Here is a 14,394-nt window from a genome sequence, read left to right as displayed (position 1 = left end):
TCCTCCCGCGGCAGGCTTTTTTATTTCGCGGCGATGGCTTGTCAGAGCCCGAGATCAAGTTGCGGGTGTGCATCGCCGATTTCGGATGCCGTCAGCGTTGAAAGCGTGACGCCGAGCAGCCGCACTGGCCGCTTGAACGGATAGACGGTGGCCAAGAGGTCCGACGCCGCGGCAAGGACTTCAGGAATGCCCGCAAAGGCGCCTGATCCGGTCCGGCTGCGCGTCGCCTGGGTGAAGTCCGAGTATTTGATTTTCACGGTCACCGTCTTGCCGCTGATGCCTTGCGCCTCGCAGTAGCGCCAGACCTTCTCTGCGAGCGGTTTCAGTTCCGCGGTCGCCAAATCGAGATCTGCTATGTCCTCGACAAAGGTATCCTCCGCGCCCACGGACTTTCGAATCCGGTTAGGCTTCACCTGGCGGTCGTCGATGCCGCGGGCGATGCCGTAGAAATACGGACCGGACTTTCCGAAATGCTCCTGCAGGAACGCGAGCGACTTCGATTTCAGGTCGAGCCCGGTCTCGATGCCATATTTCCGCATCCGCTCTGCAGTCGCCGGACCGACACCATGGAATTTCTTGACGGGGAGGGTCTCGACGAAGGCCGGTCCGTTCTTCGGCGTGATGACGGCCTGGCCATTGGGTTTGTTCAGGTCACTCGCCATCTTGGCGAGGAACTTGTTGTAGGAGATCCCGGCCGACGCGTTGAGGCCAGTGACCGCTTTGATCTTGGCACGGATCTCCAGCGCGACCTCGGTGGCGATCTCCATGCCTTTCAGGTTCTCCGTGACATCGAGATAGGCCTCATCAAGCGATAGCGGCTCGATCAGCGGTGTGTATTCCGCAAAAATTTCTCGGATCTGCTGGGATACGGCCTTGTAGACATCGAAGCGCGGCGGCACGAAAATCAGGTCCGGACATTTTCGCTTGGCGGTGACCGATGGCATCGCCGAATGGACGTCAAAGGCGCGTGCCTCATAGCTTGCCGCGGCCACCACACCGCGAGCGGCTGACCCACCAACCGCAATGGGTTTGCCACGCAGGGCCGGATTATCACGCTGCTCGACCGACGCATAAAACGCATCCATGTCCACGTGGACGATTTTTCGGATGGGGGGCTGGGTCATGTCATTCATGGCGACGTCGGCGATCAATGGGATCGGCGCATCATCGGGCGATCGTTTCCGAAACAAATAGAGAACATACCAGTCTTTGTCGCGAGATCAACTGTTTCGGCCGCTTCCTTGGCCCAAGTCCCGCGAAACTACGGGCCATCAACGGCGTTGTCGTCCCGTGAACTTCAACGATCGRCAGACAGACGCAGGGCCGCTCCCAGTGATACTAGCTTGGTGTTGGGAAATAATCTGGACAAACCGGACAATCTGTATTATCTAAATGGCGATCGAGAAGGAAGATAAAAATGGTCGCTATCACTCGGAAATCGCAGGTGGACGCAGGTGTCGGAGTCCATTCAGCCGCGCTGGCCGACCTCCTGAAAGTTCTTGCCCGGCACAATCCCGGCCTTTCTAGGCCAGCACTCGTCGCGACCGGCAAGATGATGGCTGTGGTCTCCGCTGCGGCAGCACGCCTTTCTGTTGAGCAGCAGCGGCGGCTCGCCGCCGATGAAACAGAGCTGGCCCACATTGTAGAAGTCGCCGTCGCCGAACTGGCGGCCAAGCCTAGCCAAGCGCTTGTGGAAGTATCGGTTGAGAAGCCTGTGGAGGTCAGCAGGGGTGCTGGTGTCGGGCAATTGGTGGATCTTGAGGAAGGGCGCCAAAGGCTTGCTCAATTTGCGACGCCGACCCGACTAGAAGACTGGGCCGGCCCAGTCGCTGGCCCGGGCGACATCGAGAAGATGTTTGGTACGAAGCGGTCGACGCTGCACGAATGGCACAAGCGCGGAGCCGTCATCGGCCTGCTCAAGGGTGAGCGAAAACATGTCTTTCCCGTGGCTCAGTTTGTGGATGGTCGTCCAATCGAGGGCATGTCTCAGATTACGAAAATCATCCATAACCCACGCGTGGCGTGGCAATGGCTGATCCAACCGAAGTCAAGCATCGGAGGAACACCGCTGGACAACCTCAAGAAGGGCAATCTCGACGAAGTTCTGGACGCAGCCAACCGCGATTTTGGTTAAATCGAACCGTGAAACTTGATCCCAAAGCGGTTCGTGATCTCGCGCTCGCATTTCGCCCGGAAGCCTATCTTCGCATCATCCCTGCAGCATACATGGCGACACCGCTTGGCATGGGTCTCAGTCAATCACGATTCTCGAGCCCTAACCAGATGTTCCGGCTTCTCTATGCTGCATATGATCTTGCGACAGCGATCGCCGAGACGATCGTTCGCGATCGGTTCGAGGAGACGCAGGACCGTGTTCTGGATGAAAGTGAGATCGAAGACTGGGCGGTCGCTGAGGTGATGGCCACTGATCCTCTCGTCCTTGTCGACCTGCGCACCACCGGCCTTCTGAGACTGGGCGTCAGCACGGACGCGGCTCGCGCAAAGGAGCATCGAGAAGGCCAGAGACTGAGCGAGACGATCCATGAATCCTACGCGGTCGATGGCCTGCTCTATTCCTCCCGCCTCACGGCGGCAGATTGCATTGCAGTCTATGATCGGGCCGTCGAAGCAAAACTTGTCGCTTCGCCGGCGGTCGAATTGGTTCGGCAATCCGACTTGATACCTGCGCTGCTGTCTCTCGGCGTCTCGATCCGTTCTGGGAAGCAGTGATATCAGTGATCGCCACTTAACCAGACTTCGCGGCGCGATTTTGCCCCATTGAACGCCCAGAAAACGCCGACGGCGACACACGCCGCTTCATCCGCTCATTGTTGATGGTCGGCTATGCCCAGGCCCCGCGCCAGTCTGGCGCCATGGTCTCGTTACTGCTCAATTGAACGAAGATGAAGTCCGATCTTGATCCGAAGCGGATTTTACCGTCCGCACCGTGCCAGCGCTGCTTGCGAAAACCACTGCCTGGCAGGACAATTGTGAAGGTGAGTGTCCGCTCGAACAGGCGATCAAGGCTTGGGAAAATCAAAACGGCCGCGTGAGCACTAGGGTGCTGGCCCGGACCAAGACCGATGGACGAAGAAGTGAAAGATCAATCTTCCACGCCCACGCGTGTGGGTGCGACGACCGATCTACCCCATGACCGAATAACGGTCGCACGGTTTCGGGAGGCGTTTCCGCGCGCCCGTTGGAGTGACAGGCTGAACGCATGGTTCGTTCCGGGGCGCACTGCCGAAAAGCGCATCAGCCGCTGGCTGGCCGACATGGAGGCGGAAGCGGATCGATTCGCTGATGAGAAGGGCAGGGACGCGTTCGCCTTCGAGCCGATCGAAAGTCGTTATCTCCAGGCGACGCCGACGGTCATTCAGATTCGAACGCCCTACGCGCGCACCGTCGTCAATGAGATCCGGGAAATCCCGCATGCCCGCTGGGACGCCGATCGGCGGCTGTGGACCGTGCCCTACAGATCGTTCGAGGAACTGCGGCGGCGATGGCCGGCGATCGAGATAGCGGCAGAGCGCAACGAGCCGGAAGCCCGGCGTGCACGGCGCGAAGCGATCAAGGGGACGCAAGAAGACGAAGCATCCAAGGCAAGGATGAGGGAGCGCCGGCGAAAGCGATATCCCGTTCCTGCCGATGATGCTCCGCCCTTCGAGCGCGCAATCGGCACGCATATCGGCGTCGTCTTCTTCATCGGTACGGACGGCGAGCTGGCTGATCCTGCGACGATCAGCACGTTCTATTTCCCCGCTCCAGGTGGCGGGGAATATGTCTGGGCATTCTGGCGACCGGGCTCGCTCGAAGAACTGGTGACGACCTGGCCCGCACGAACGCCACCTAATAATCGCGAGCTCAAAAGGGGTTGGTGGATACCGACCCTGGAGGAGTTACGGATAGCGCGCCGCGCCGCCAAATCCAGGCGACGGGCCAGAGAGCGCAAGGACAAGAAGGATGCTTCGAGTGAAAAACCAGCAGACAGCGCTTGAGGAGTTCCGAAGCCTGCAGCCGATCGCGCCGCACGAAATGGTGGGGCTTTGGAAAGGACACGGCATCCCGACGGAGCATCCGTTCGATGGTGTGCTCGAAAATCTTGGCTGGTTCGGCAAACGGTTCACGCCCGACATGCGCGCCGATGCCTTGCTGTTTCGATCGGGAGACTGGCGACTGGTCGCCATTGATCCGAAGTGGATCCCGCTTCGGCTGGCGTTGCGTTTTTATAAGATCGGCAGGACGCGCGTCGCGCGAAACCTGTTTTCCTATCTCCAGCGTCGGCTGCGGGCGAGTGGTCCCGTCGCTTCCGTGAAGACAACCGTGTTTGGCGGCGTAGAGAGCGCGGCCATGGTCTATGACGATCAACCCATTATCGATCATTTCCGACGGATCGATGCGGTAAGGATTATGGGCGCGATGATCATCAAGGGCGAGGAGCGGATCTACTTCTTCGAACTCTCGCGGGTTGAAGGACCCTGAAAAACGGGGAGCTCACCATCATCTACGGTCATCACCCGTATCGATGATCGCTTTGCCGAGCAGCTTGTCTGTCGCGCGGTCGTCCGGATCCGACAGGGCGCTCCCCGCAAGGGTCGAGCGCCCTGTTCTTTTATTGGCTGTTCTCAAGTCTCGATGGCGTCATCTTTGGACAGTGCCGGATAAGGATCAGTCCTGCTCACCCTTCTTGCGAGCCACTTCGGAAACTGCCGCGCTGCGGCACCACTTGCCAAATTCGGCCAGTGGGAGCTCCTCTTGATCCTCGAAAATGCCTCCTCGCAGGGCTTTGCGGCTGTGCCAGTAGGATGCCCGGGCCAGCGGTAACTGGTATCCAGCCATGTCGGAAAACTTCTGCGCAACGATAGACGCATCCGCCAGACTAATATGCATTTTGTCCAGGAACAAAAGCTGAAGGGCTTCTTCAAGGTCCGAAAAAACGCAAATGCAGATACATCACAATGATCGGCGCTAGCCGGATCGGCAAGCTTTGACGCCAGCAGCTCAGCCGACAGCTTCGTCCCGTAAGGGGCGTTTACAGTAGACAAGACTGTTATAGCGACCGACGTCATTGATGTTACCGCAGTTAAGCCAGTGCCCATATAGGTCTATTCAGATAACGGGGACAAGGAACAGCTCGCCTGGCTATATCAAGCATCGCTACCGGTCAGGTTATAACAGCTTACGATATCTATGTCTTGCGACCCACACCAATGCCGCAGGAACGCGCTTCGTCGCGTCGGTTGTGGCTGTGTTTGACCGTCGGTGCTGAATTGTGTGCCGGTCACTTCCTCGATCCAGTCGGCAATGCGGTCGCCGTGGTAACCTCCAGCAATCAGGCGTCTAGAACATCACACCACGCCAGGAACTCGACGGCCGCCTTCGCGTGAGGTCTAGATCTCGACAGTCCTGACAGAGGATATAAGACCGTCCCCGCTGCAGATGATTGACAATATCAGGGCTGCCGGTCAGCCATCTTGTTGCTAATCAAACTCGCGGCGATGGTGGACACAGCTTTCAGCTGCCGTTCGACATCAATGTCTTCGAAAGCCTCATCCAGCAGTTTGACATACGCGTCGAACCGTTTGAGTTCCAACCCGAAAATGTCGCCGTGTGAGGCCTCGCCATAGTGCACGTCACCGAATTCCTGTGCGGCTGCAGCGAGGATAAAATAGCCCGCGGCGCGTTGCGGTTCGGCAAGCGCTGCCTGTCGGGCGGCGGCAGCGGCGGCTTGATAGGCACGAGCACCATTGCCCTTAGCGCGAATGATGTCGGTAATCCTGCTGAACATGGAAACGTTCGCCTTTCCTGTCTGATGTGACGGTTTCGCCCGGACGGAGGCTTCAGCGAAGTCGGCCAGGAAATGGTAGAGGATGTCGGTCGCGATGCCAAAGTCGGTGATCTCCATCGCCTCGTCCGGATTGTGAGAGCCGTTGCGATTGCGGATGAAGATCATCGCGGAGGGAATCCCCGCTTTGGAGAAGACGGCGGCATCATGCCCGCCACCCGAGGGGATTTGCGTGAACGGATTGCCGACTGCCTGCGATGCCTCGCCGAGCATGCCGATCAGCGTCTCGTCGCAGGGCGCCGGGCTCGTCCAAAGCGCCGTGCCGAGATCAAACCGGACGGCACGTTCACGCTCTATGCGGGCGACGTTGGAGAGAACCAGCGCATGCATCGACGCGAGCATCTCGCTGTCCTGGCTGCGGATATCGAGGCTGAACTCGACACTGTCGGGAATCCGCGACAGCGCGTGTTTCTGCTGATCCGTCGAGACCATGCCGCTGGTGACGACGAGGTCGCGTCCCTTGGCGACGAAATCGTGCCAGGCGGCATCGAGCACATTCAGAAGCTCCACCATCGCCAGCACCGGGTCATGTCGGTAGGCGAGGGGAACGGCRCCCGAATGGCCGGCTTCGCCATGGCAGGCTATCTTCTTGTAGCGGAAATTACCGCGGATGCCGGAGACGATCGCCGCCGGCAACTGGCGCTCGACGAGGACCGGGCCCTGTTCGATATGCACTTCCAGATAGGCGCTGACGCTTGCCCCATCGAGAAGCGGCTTGCCGGCCCGGATAGGGACCATATCGATGCCAATCGCTTCCATATGTGCGTCGAGGCTGCGGCCATCCGCTCGATGCTTTGCGGCAAGTTCATCCGCCGAAAGAGCACCGAGTAGCGCCTTGGAGCCGATATAGCAGGGACCGAACCAGGCGCTTTCCTCGCCACGCATGGCTATGACTTTTACCGGCTGAGGGAAATGGATTGCTTGCCGCCGTGCGCGCACAAGGCAGACAAGGCCGGAGAGGACACCGGCCAGCCCGTCGAAATTGCCGCCGCGCGGCACGCTGTCGACATGCGAGCCGACCAACACATAGCGCTCGGCCGTCTGGTGTTCCGGCAGTGAAAAAACGACGTTGCGGCCCGCATCCCATTCCGCCACCAGGCCTTCCGAGTGGGCATAATCGATCAGGAACTCCAGCGTTTTCGTTTCGATGGCGGAAAAGGCCGGTCGGCTGACGCCTTCGGCATCGGCGGTATGGGCGGCGATCTCGGCAAACAGGCGTGCGGCCTCGCCGGCCAGGTCATAGGTTTCAATCGTCTTCGGAAGGGCAACGGACATCAGGCATACTCCGCAAGGGTGGTCGTTTGACCGCTGAGCCTCGCCGTGCCGATCAATGCCTCGACGGAGGCTAGCCCACGGGCGGCAAGCGCTGCTTCCAACTCGCCGACAAGGCGCGGCATGGTGTTGGGGCTGATGAAGGTGGCGGTGCCCACCTGCACGGCACGGGCGCCGGCCATCAGGTATTCGATGACATCATCGATCCTGGATATTCCGCCGCAGCCGATCACCGGAATGGCAACGGCTTTCGCGCATTGATAGGTCATGCGCAGCGTGATCGGTTTCAGAGCCGGGCCGGAGAGCCCGCCCATAAGGTTGCCGAGGCGGATTTCGCCGCTGCGGCTGTCGATTGCCATGGCGAGCATGGTGTTCGCCGTCACCAGGGCATCGGCGCCTGCCGTCTCACACGCCTGCGCCACTTCGACCACCTCTCCCGTATTGGGAGACAGCTTTGCCCAGACCGGCAGGTCGGTGGCGGAGCGGATTTTCCTGATGACGTCCTCGGTCGAGCCGGGTCGCATGGCAAAAGCCTTCCCGTGATCCTCGATATTCGGGCAGGAAATGTTGACCTCGATTGCCGCCACGCCTGGCACGCTCACCTCTGCGGCAAAGCGGGCGAAGTCGTCCGCTGTGTTGGCCGAGATGCTGATGACCAGCGGTGCATCGTAATCGGCATAGAAGGGGATGGTATTGTTGACGAACCAGCCGGCGCCCTTGCTCGGAATGCCGATCGAATTCAGCATCGCGCCATTGAGCTCGCAGACGCGTGGGACAGGATTGCCGGAGCGCCTTTCGCGGGTGATCGTTTTGGTCACATGCGCGCCGAGGCAATCGAGGTCGAAGACGTCGGCCAGTTCCTCTGAAAATGTGCCGGACGCCGGCATGATCGGGTTCTTCAAGGTCAGCGCGCCGACCCGGGTGGAAAGATCAGCCATCACATAGCCTCCTGCAGATCGAAGACCGGGCCGTCGCGGCAGACCCGCAGGTTGATCGCGCCATCGGCGCGCCGGAAGGGCCGCACGCAGGCATGGCACATGCCGATGCCGCAGGCCATGTGCTGTTCCAGCGCCACCTGTCCGCCAATCCCGTGACGGCTTCCGATATCTTGCAGCATTCGTGTCAGGCGGGCTGAGCCGCAGGTGAAGAAGGCGTCGATGCCACGGCTTTCGATCAATCCCTCGATCAGGCCCGTCAGGCTCTCGACACCGGAACTGCCCTCCGCATCGGTCACGGTGATGACTTGCGCCCCATAGTGGCGAAAAAGTTCGGTCGACATGAGAAGCTCTGGGGATCGGGCGCTGCAGATCGCCGTCAGCGACCGACCGAGGCTCGCGCATTCCCTGGCGAGCGGCGCAAGCGTTGCCAGCCCGACGCCGCGGGCGAGAAGCAGCGGGCGCTGCCATTCCTGCCTGATGTCGAAACCCTGTCCGATCGGCCCGACGATATTCAGCGTGTCGCCTGCTTCCAACTCGGCCATCGCGCGGGTACCGGCGCCCGCAACCTTGTAGAGAAAGGCAAGCTCGCCCTTTTCCAGGTCATAGGAATAGATGCTCATCGGCCGGCGGAAATAGGGTTGGAAGCGATCTGTCTGCGGGCAGAGAAGATGGAAGAACTGGCCGGGTCGGCAGTCGAGTACCGCCTTGGGCGCGGCAAGCACCATCAGGCGGTACTGGCCATTGACCCAGTCGTGGCTTTTGATGCGTGCCTCGACCTCATGGATGGAGTGCTGGCGCCCCGGAGTGTGGGCGGCGGATGTGGTATCGGGAACGGCACAGAGACTGGCTGGCATGGGAGTTTCCGGAAGAGGGAAATGAATAAGCGGTCCCCGCAGCGGTTTTGCCGCGAACGAGGCTTGTGTCTGTCTTGGAAAGGCTGGCGACGACTAACGCGTATCCGTCATCGCATGGGCCGGTTGCTGAAAGTCAGCGTCGGGCGAAAAGGCGATCGGACGTCATAGGGCTCTCCCTGCGTTCAAAAACAGAGCCTATTTTGGAAATGCGGATACTGTCAAGACGATTCTCAAAAATGAGATTTTTCGCAGATCGAAACATCTTCGTTGCGAATTTTCGCGGTTTTGTTTAGGAATTCGAAAATTTACAGCCACAAACGGGGAAGAGAGCCTTGGACTTTGTAAGTTCCACTGAGGATGTCGGGCGTCGCCTCCGCGCCTTCCGTATGGGTGCGGGGCTCACCCCGGAAGAGCTGGCGACGAAGGCTGGTGTTTCGCGCGCGGCCATTTACCGCTACGAATCCGGCAAGCCGCCGAAGGTCGATACGCTCGGCAAGATCGCCGATCTCTTGGGGGTCTCGCTGCCGACGCTACTCGGTGTCGGGGTGGAGTATATCGCGTCAGCTATCAGCTTCTTCGAACGCATGCGGCAGATGGAAGAAGATGTCGACCAGATCACGGTCATGTTCGGGCCGATCTCCTATCTGCTCACCACCGATCGTTACGACCAACTGCTGCCGAAGATCTTTGACGAGAGCATTCCGCAAGATGTCAGAGACCGCGACGCGGCCATTCGCGAGATCGGTGCGTTGATGGAAATCCTCAGGATGCGTAAGGAAACCTTTCGCCGCCGCAGCCCTAATATCGTCAGCCTCGTTTCGGCTGCCGAGCTCGAGGAATTCGGCCGCGTCGGTTTCGTCGGCGCCCATAATCCGCCCGGTGTCGATCTGGCGGAACGGCAGGCGGCGGCACATGAAGAAATCCGCAATATCGTCCGCATGCTGCGCGAGCAGCCGATCGGCGTGCAGATCGGCGTTGTGATCGATTCTATGCCGGGTGCTAGTTTTCAGGTGTTCAAGCGGGCCGACCGAGCTCAGGTCGCCGTCAGTCCCTTCCGGCTCGGCTCGTTCGCCAATATCCGCGTCGGCGTCGCCACCATCACGGCGGCGGCCGAAGCCGTACAGCTTTACGGCAGCGTGACCGACCAACTCTGGCGCCGCAGCCTCAAGGGCGATCAGGCGGCGGACTTCATCGAAAAAAGCGTTTTACATCCTAGGCCGATCGATCCTCATATTTAAGTTGTATTCTTTTTGATATAAATCTCAACTTTGAGAATTCAGTTGCGTGGTCGGATATTTTGTGAAAGCTTGCACGCTTCCCGGGGGAGACTGGCGGTGCGAGAGGGCGGAGCGCTCCAAGTCCGCATTGCATTCCCGTTTCTGACGTACGGAGTTTTTGGGTGAAGCAGTCTGAGCGGATGATCGATATTGCGGGTGTTCACAAGACATTCGTCGCGGACCATGGAACGGTAACGGCGTTGGAGCCGGTGAGCATCGCCATCAAGGAAGGCGAATTCATATCGATCGTTGGTCCGTCCGGTTGTGGCAAGTCGACGCTTCTGCGTCTCATCTCCGGTCTCGACCATGCCAGCGGCGGCACGATCACGCTCGATACCGCCGGCCGCAAGCGACCCGTCGGCTTCGTCTTCCAGGAGCCGGTGCTTCTGCCGTGGAAGACGATCCTCGAAAACGTTCGTTTCCCGCTCGATACCGCCGGCGTATCTCGCGCCGAGGCCGATAAGACGGCTCTCGACCTGATCAAAATGGTCGGCCTTGCCGGCTTCGAAAAGGCCCTGCCGCGCCAGCTTTCCGGCGGTATGCGCCAGCGCGCGGCCATCGCCCGCTCGCTGTCGGACGATCCGCCGATCCTGCTGATGGACGAGCCCTTCTCTGCCGTCGACCTTCTGACCCGCGACACTCTCAACGACGAATTGCTGCGCATCTGGCAATCGACCGGCAAGACGATCCTGCTCGTCACCCACAGTGTCGAGGAAGCCGCCTATCTCGCAGATCGCGTCATGGTGATGACCGCACGTCCCGGCAAGCTGAAATGCGTTCATAACGTCGATCTTGCCCGTCCGCGCGGCGAGGAAACCAAGCTCGATATGGCCTATCACGCACTTGTTGCCCAGCTTCGCCGCGATCTGCGCACGCCGGGCGGTTTCGATGAGGGGGCGCACTGATGATCAGGCGCGTCACCGCTTGGATCGATTATGCGCTGGCGCTCGCCGTGCTTCTCGGCGCCTGGTGGTTCGCCACCGGCCCGATGGCGATGCCGACCTATCTTCTGCCGTCGCCGGCGCGCACCTGGAATGCGCTTGTCGGCATCGCCGTGAGCGGCGAGCTCTGGCTGCATCTTGGTTTCACCATCCAGAACATCGTGCTCGGCCTGATTTTCGGTCTCGTTGCCGGCATTGCGCTCGCCTATGTGATGACGCGCTTTCCGAAACTTGCCATCTGGCTCGACGGGCCGCTCGTCATCCTCCAGACCGCACCGAAGATCGCGCTGGCGCCACTTTTCGTCGTCTGGTTCGGCTTCGGCATTCTGTCGAAGATCATCCTGATCTTCTCACTGGTGTTCTTTCCGGTCTTCATCGGCGCGGTGGCCGGTTTCCGCACGCTCGATCCGAAGATGAAGGATCTTTCGAAGCTTCTCGGCTTGGGCAATATCCAGCGTTTCCGACAGATCGAGCTGCCGTCCGCCATGCCCGAAATCTTCGTCGGCCTGAAGATCGGTGCGGTTCAGGCGCTGGTCGGCGCGGTTCTAGCCGAATGGATGGCCGGCAAGCTCGGCCTCGGCTACCTGATGACMTTTGCCGGCGCAACCTATAAGACGCCGCTTCTCTTTGCCGCCGTCCTGCTGACGGCCGTGCTCGGCCTCCTCATGCATGTCGTCCTGACCATGCTGGAAAACCGGCTTCTCTCGTGGAAGGGAGCAAAGCGGTGACGAGCGCAGCGTTCCCCTGGAAGAATGGCCGTCCACCGCATCTGCCCTGTGGTCCGGGCGATATCGCTAAGAACGTCCTGACCCCCGGTGACCCTGATCGCGTGAGCCTACTTGCCGATATGCTGGAGGATGTGACGGATTTCGGCCGTAAGCGCGAATTCGCTGTCATCACCGGCACGTACGAAGGACAGCGGCTGACGATCTGCTCCACCGGCATCGGTGGGCCATCGACCGAGATAGCGCTGGTCGAGCTTGCCATGCTCGGGGCAAAGCGTGTCGTTCGCATCGGCGGCATGTCGGCGCTGGTGGCGGGCTATGCGACCGGCTCGTTCGTCGCCGTCGACCGAGCCATCGGCGATACCGGTACGGCGCGTACCTATCGCGCAGCCGGCGGCGAGGCGAAGGCTTCGCCTGCAATCGTGACAGGTCTCATCAATGCTGCGGCCGATCTCGGGCTCACCTGCCGTTCCGGCATGGTGGCGTCCACCGACAGCTATTATTTCGGCCAGGATCGCCGTTATCGCCCGGTGGATGATGGACGGGATCTGGCCGGCGCTTTCATCGAGGGCTTCCAGGCTCAAGGCGCGATCGGCGTGGAGATGGAAAGCGAGATCATCATGACGGTCGGGAGCGCAATCGGGCTTGAGACCGGTTGTCTGCTCGGCATTCACGGAAATCGCGCCACGGACGAGTGGCTCGACGATTACGAAGCCACCCAACGAAATCTCCTGCGCATTGCAGGACGTGCCTTCTCGAAACAATGAACAATTAGGGGATCCAGACAATGTTCAAGTTCCGCGTTACCACGGCAGCAAGCCTTGCCGCTCTGCTTGTGTCGCCGCTCTACGCCATGACAGCCGAAGCCGCMGACAAGGTGATCCTGCAAATCGACGGCGCTGCCGCACCATTCTACGCGCCGCTTTATGCCGGCGTCGAACAGGGCATCTTTGAGAAGAACGGCATCGAGGTCGAATTCATCTATGCCGCAGCCGCCGATATCCTGACCAACATTGCCGCCGGAAATGTCGATTTCGGTTTCCCCAACGGTGACGCGGTGGTTGCCGCCGCCGCTAACGGGCTGCCGGTGAAGGTGGTTCACACCACCTACCAGCGGGGGATCGGCGCGCTCTTGGCCAAGGAATCGAGCGGCATCAAGACCTATGCCGACCTGAAGGGCAAGAAGATCGCCGTCACCAGCCTGGCCAGCCCGAACTACCTCCAGCTGCAGGTTGGTTTACAGCAGGCAGGTCTGACGATCGACGACGTCAATGTCGAAGTCGTCGCCACCGGGGCGATCGTCCAGTCCCTGCAGGCCGATCAGGTCGATGCGATCGTCTTCTCCGAACTGCGTAAGTACAACCTCGAAGCCGACGGCACGAAGATCACGATGATCCTGTCGAACGACTTCCTGCCGTCCTTCGGCAATGTCGTTGTCACCAGCGAGGACAAGCTCGCGGAAAATGCGGACGTCGTCAAACGCTTCACCACCGCCATCACCCAGTCATACGAGTGGGTGATCGGGGGCCATGTGTCCGAAGCGCTCGACATCGCGCTCGAAAAATATGCTCCGACATGGCCAAAGGACCAGAAGTCGATCCTCACCACCGCCTTCGAGCAAACCTTTGTGCCCTCCGTCTGGCAGAGCGCGTTGACCAGGGAGAAGGGCCTGGGTGCCGCGGATATCGCCGGTTGGCAGAAGAATGTCGATATTCTTGCGCAGTACAAGGTGATCGACACCGCGCCGCAGGCTGCGGACTTCGTCGTCGACCCGTCCACGATCGGTCAGTAAATCATGCTGCTGCGTGGCATAGCGGGTCTGATCGCGACCCTCGTCCTTTGGACGGCGATCGTTTTCATCTTCAACGTCCCGGCATATCTCCTGCCGGGGCCTATTGAAGTGTTCGACCGCGTCGTTTTCCTGTTCGAGAACGCCAAGCTTATCCAGCATGTCTGGGTGACCTTGTCGGAGATCATCGCGGGGTTCGTGTCCGGGACCATTGCCGGTATTGTCGCCGGTGTTGTCTTTGCGCGCTTCCCCCGCGTCGAACGCTTTGCCACGCCGCTCATCCTGCTTCTGCAGACGGCCCCGAAGATCGCGATTGCGCCGCTTCTGCTCCTGTGGCTCGGCATTGGCCCGATGCCGAAGATCGTACTGATCGCGATCGTCACCTTCTTCCCGGTTATGGCCGGTATGGTGACGGGCCTGCGCTACGGCGAAGGCAGTTTCCGCGACCTTGCAGCAGTGCTGAAGCTCAGCCCATGGCAGCGCTTCGTCCATATCGAACTGCCGTCCGCGCTGCCTTCCGTGCTCGCGGGCATGGCGGTCGCCACGACGCTTGCGATGACCGCCGCTGTCATCGGTGAACTGATCGGCGCCAACGAGGGTATCGGCTATCTTCTGTCGTCGGGTCAGGAAAACAGCGATACCTCGGTCGTCATCGGCATGGTCATCCTGCTGTCGCTGATCGGCTGGGCTTTCTACGAGGTCATCGAGCTGATCCGCCGGCGTTCGCTCGGTCGGTTCCAGCTTTCGTGAGAT

14 protein-coding genes and 2 pseudogenes are annotated in these 14,394 nt (G+C 60.2%); 11 read left to right on the top strand and 5 right to left on the bottom strand.

Annotated elements, in window-relative coordinates; all coding sequences use genetic code 11:
• Nucleotides 1-41 precede the first annotated feature (41 nt).
• Nucleotides 42-1,133, bottom strand: coding sequence for a DNA polymerase IV (gene dinB / locus LCM4573_RS08230; RefSeq protein ID WP_071005940.1), 1,092 nt, complete (start codon nt 1,131-1,133; stop codon nt 42-44).
• 284 nt (nt 1,134-1,417) lie between these two features.
• Here dinB and LCM4573_RS28055 point away from each other — a divergent pair, with 284 nt between their 5' ends.
• The 5 genes and pseudogenes from LCM4573_RS28055 (at nt 1,418) to LCM4573_RS08210 (ending at nt 4,482) form a co-directional block, all read left to right on the top strand.
• Nucleotides 1,418-2,134: a hypothetical protein gene (locus tag LCM4573_RS28055; RefSeq protein WP_071005770.1), complete on the top strand. Its 717-nt coding sequence runs from the start codon at nt 1,418-1,420 to the stop codon at nt 2,132-2,134.
• 8 nt (nt 2,135-2,142) lie between these two features.
• Nucleotides 2,143-2,730 carry an RES family NAD+ phosphorylase gene (locus LCM4573_RS08220; RefSeq protein WP_071005769.1) on the top strand — a complete coding sequence of 196 codons (588 nt, stop codon included), beginning with the start codon at nt 2,143-2,145 and terminating at the stop codon, nt 2,728-2,730.
• Between the two features lie 122 nt (nt 2,731-2,852).
• Nucleotides 2,853-3,060, top strand: a pseudogene (locus LCM4573_RS28495) (ATP-dependent DNA ligase); the annotation flags it as partial.
• A gap of 23 nt (nt 3,061-3,083) precedes the next feature.
• Nucleotides 3,084-3,998: a hypothetical protein gene (locus LCM4573_RS08215; protein ID WP_071005768.1), complete on the top strand. Its 915-nt coding sequence runs from the start codon at nt 3,084-3,086 to the stop codon at nt 3,996-3,998.
• Complete coding sequence (locus tag LCM4573_RS08210) at nt 3,964-4,482, top strand: DUF4334 domain-containing protein (protein ID WP_071005767.1); 519 nt, start codon at nt 3,964-3,966, stop codon at nt 4,480-4,482. The genes LCM4573_RS08215 and LCM4573_RS08210 overlap by 35 nt, the downstream gene beginning before the upstream one ends.
• 321 nt (nt 4,483-4,803) lie before the next feature.
• On the opposite strand, the pseudogene LCM4573_RS27190 reads toward LCM4573_RS08210, so the two are convergent.
• The 4 genes and pseudogenes from LCM4573_RS27190 to LCM4573_RS08190 form a co-directional block, all read right to left on the bottom strand.
• Nucleotides 4,804-5,069, bottom strand: a pseudogene (locus LCM4573_RS27190) (hypothetical protein); the annotation flags it as partial.
• Nucleotides 5,070-5,452: 383 nt separating this feature from the next.
• Nucleotides 5,453-7,120, bottom strand: coding sequence for a hydantoinase/carbamoylase family amidase (locus tag LCM4573_RS08200; protein ID WP_071005765.1), 1,668 nt, complete (start codon nt 7,118-7,120; stop codon nt 5,453-5,455).
• On the bottom strand, nt 7,120-8,055 hold the full coding sequence (locus LCM4573_RS08195) for a dihydroorotate dehydrogenase (protein ID WP_071005764.1): 936 nt from the start codon (nt 8,053-8,055) through the stop codon (nt 7,120-7,122). Before LCM4573_RS08195 ends, LCM4573_RS08200 begins: the two co-directional genes overlap by 1 nt.
• Nucleotides 8,055-8,909, bottom strand: a complete 855-nt coding sequence (locus LCM4573_RS08190) for a dihydroorotate dehydrogenase electron transfer subunit (protein WP_083347357.1) — start codon at nt 8,907-8,909, stop codon at nt 8,055-8,057. The genes LCM4573_RS08195 and LCM4573_RS08190 overlap by 1 nt, the downstream gene beginning before the upstream one ends.
• A 332-nt stretch (nt 8,910-9,241) precedes the next feature.
• On the opposite strand from LCM4573_RS08190, the gene LCM4573_RS08185 reads away from it, so the two are divergent.
• From LCM4573_RS08185 to LCM4573_RS08160, 6 genes are all read left to right on the top strand, one after another.
• Nucleotides 9,242-10,147, top strand: coding sequence for a helix-turn-helix domain-containing protein (locus tag LCM4573_RS08185; RefSeq protein WP_071005763.1), 906 nt, complete (start codon nt 9,242-9,244; stop codon nt 10,145-10,147).
• Nucleotides 10,148-10,308: 161 nt separating this feature from the next.
• Nucleotides 10,309-11,091: an ABC transporter ATP-binding protein gene (locus tag LCM4573_RS08180; protein WP_198539699.1), complete on the top strand. Its 783-nt coding sequence runs from the start codon at nt 10,309-10,311 to the stop codon at nt 11,089-11,091.
• Entirely contained in the window at nt 11,091-11,855 is a 765-nt protein-coding gene (locus LCM4573_RS08175) for an ABC transporter permease (protein ID WP_071005761.1), read from the top strand. Before LCM4573_RS08180 ends, LCM4573_RS08175 begins: the two co-directional genes overlap by 1 nt.
• Nucleotides 11,852-12,619, top strand: a complete 768-nt coding sequence (locus LCM4573_RS08170) for a nucleoside phosphorylase (protein WP_083347356.1) — start codon at nt 11,852-11,854, stop codon at nt 12,617-12,619. Before LCM4573_RS08175 ends, LCM4573_RS08170 begins: the two co-directional genes overlap by 4 nt.
• 20 nt (nt 12,620-12,639) lie before the next feature.
• Entirely contained in the window at nt 12,640-13,644 is a 1,005-nt protein-coding gene (locus LCM4573_RS08165) for an ABC transporter substrate-binding protein (protein WP_071005760.1), read from the top strand.
• Nucleotides 13,645-13,647: 3 nt separating this feature from the next.
• Nucleotides 13,648-14,391, top strand: a complete 744-nt coding sequence (locus tag LCM4573_RS08160) for an ABC transporter permease (protein ID WP_071005759.1) — start codon at nt 13,648-13,650, stop codon at nt 14,389-14,391.
• The last annotated feature ends 3 nt before the right edge of the window (nt 14,392-14,394 follow it).

Source organism: Rhizobium sp. LCM 4573, assembly GCF_001854865.1.
Lineage (GTDB): Bacteria > Pseudomonadota > Alphaproteobacteria > Rhizobiales > Rhizobiaceae > Neorhizobium.
Note: the sequence above shows the minus strand (reverse complement) of the source record. Positions and strands in the feature narration are given on the sequence as shown.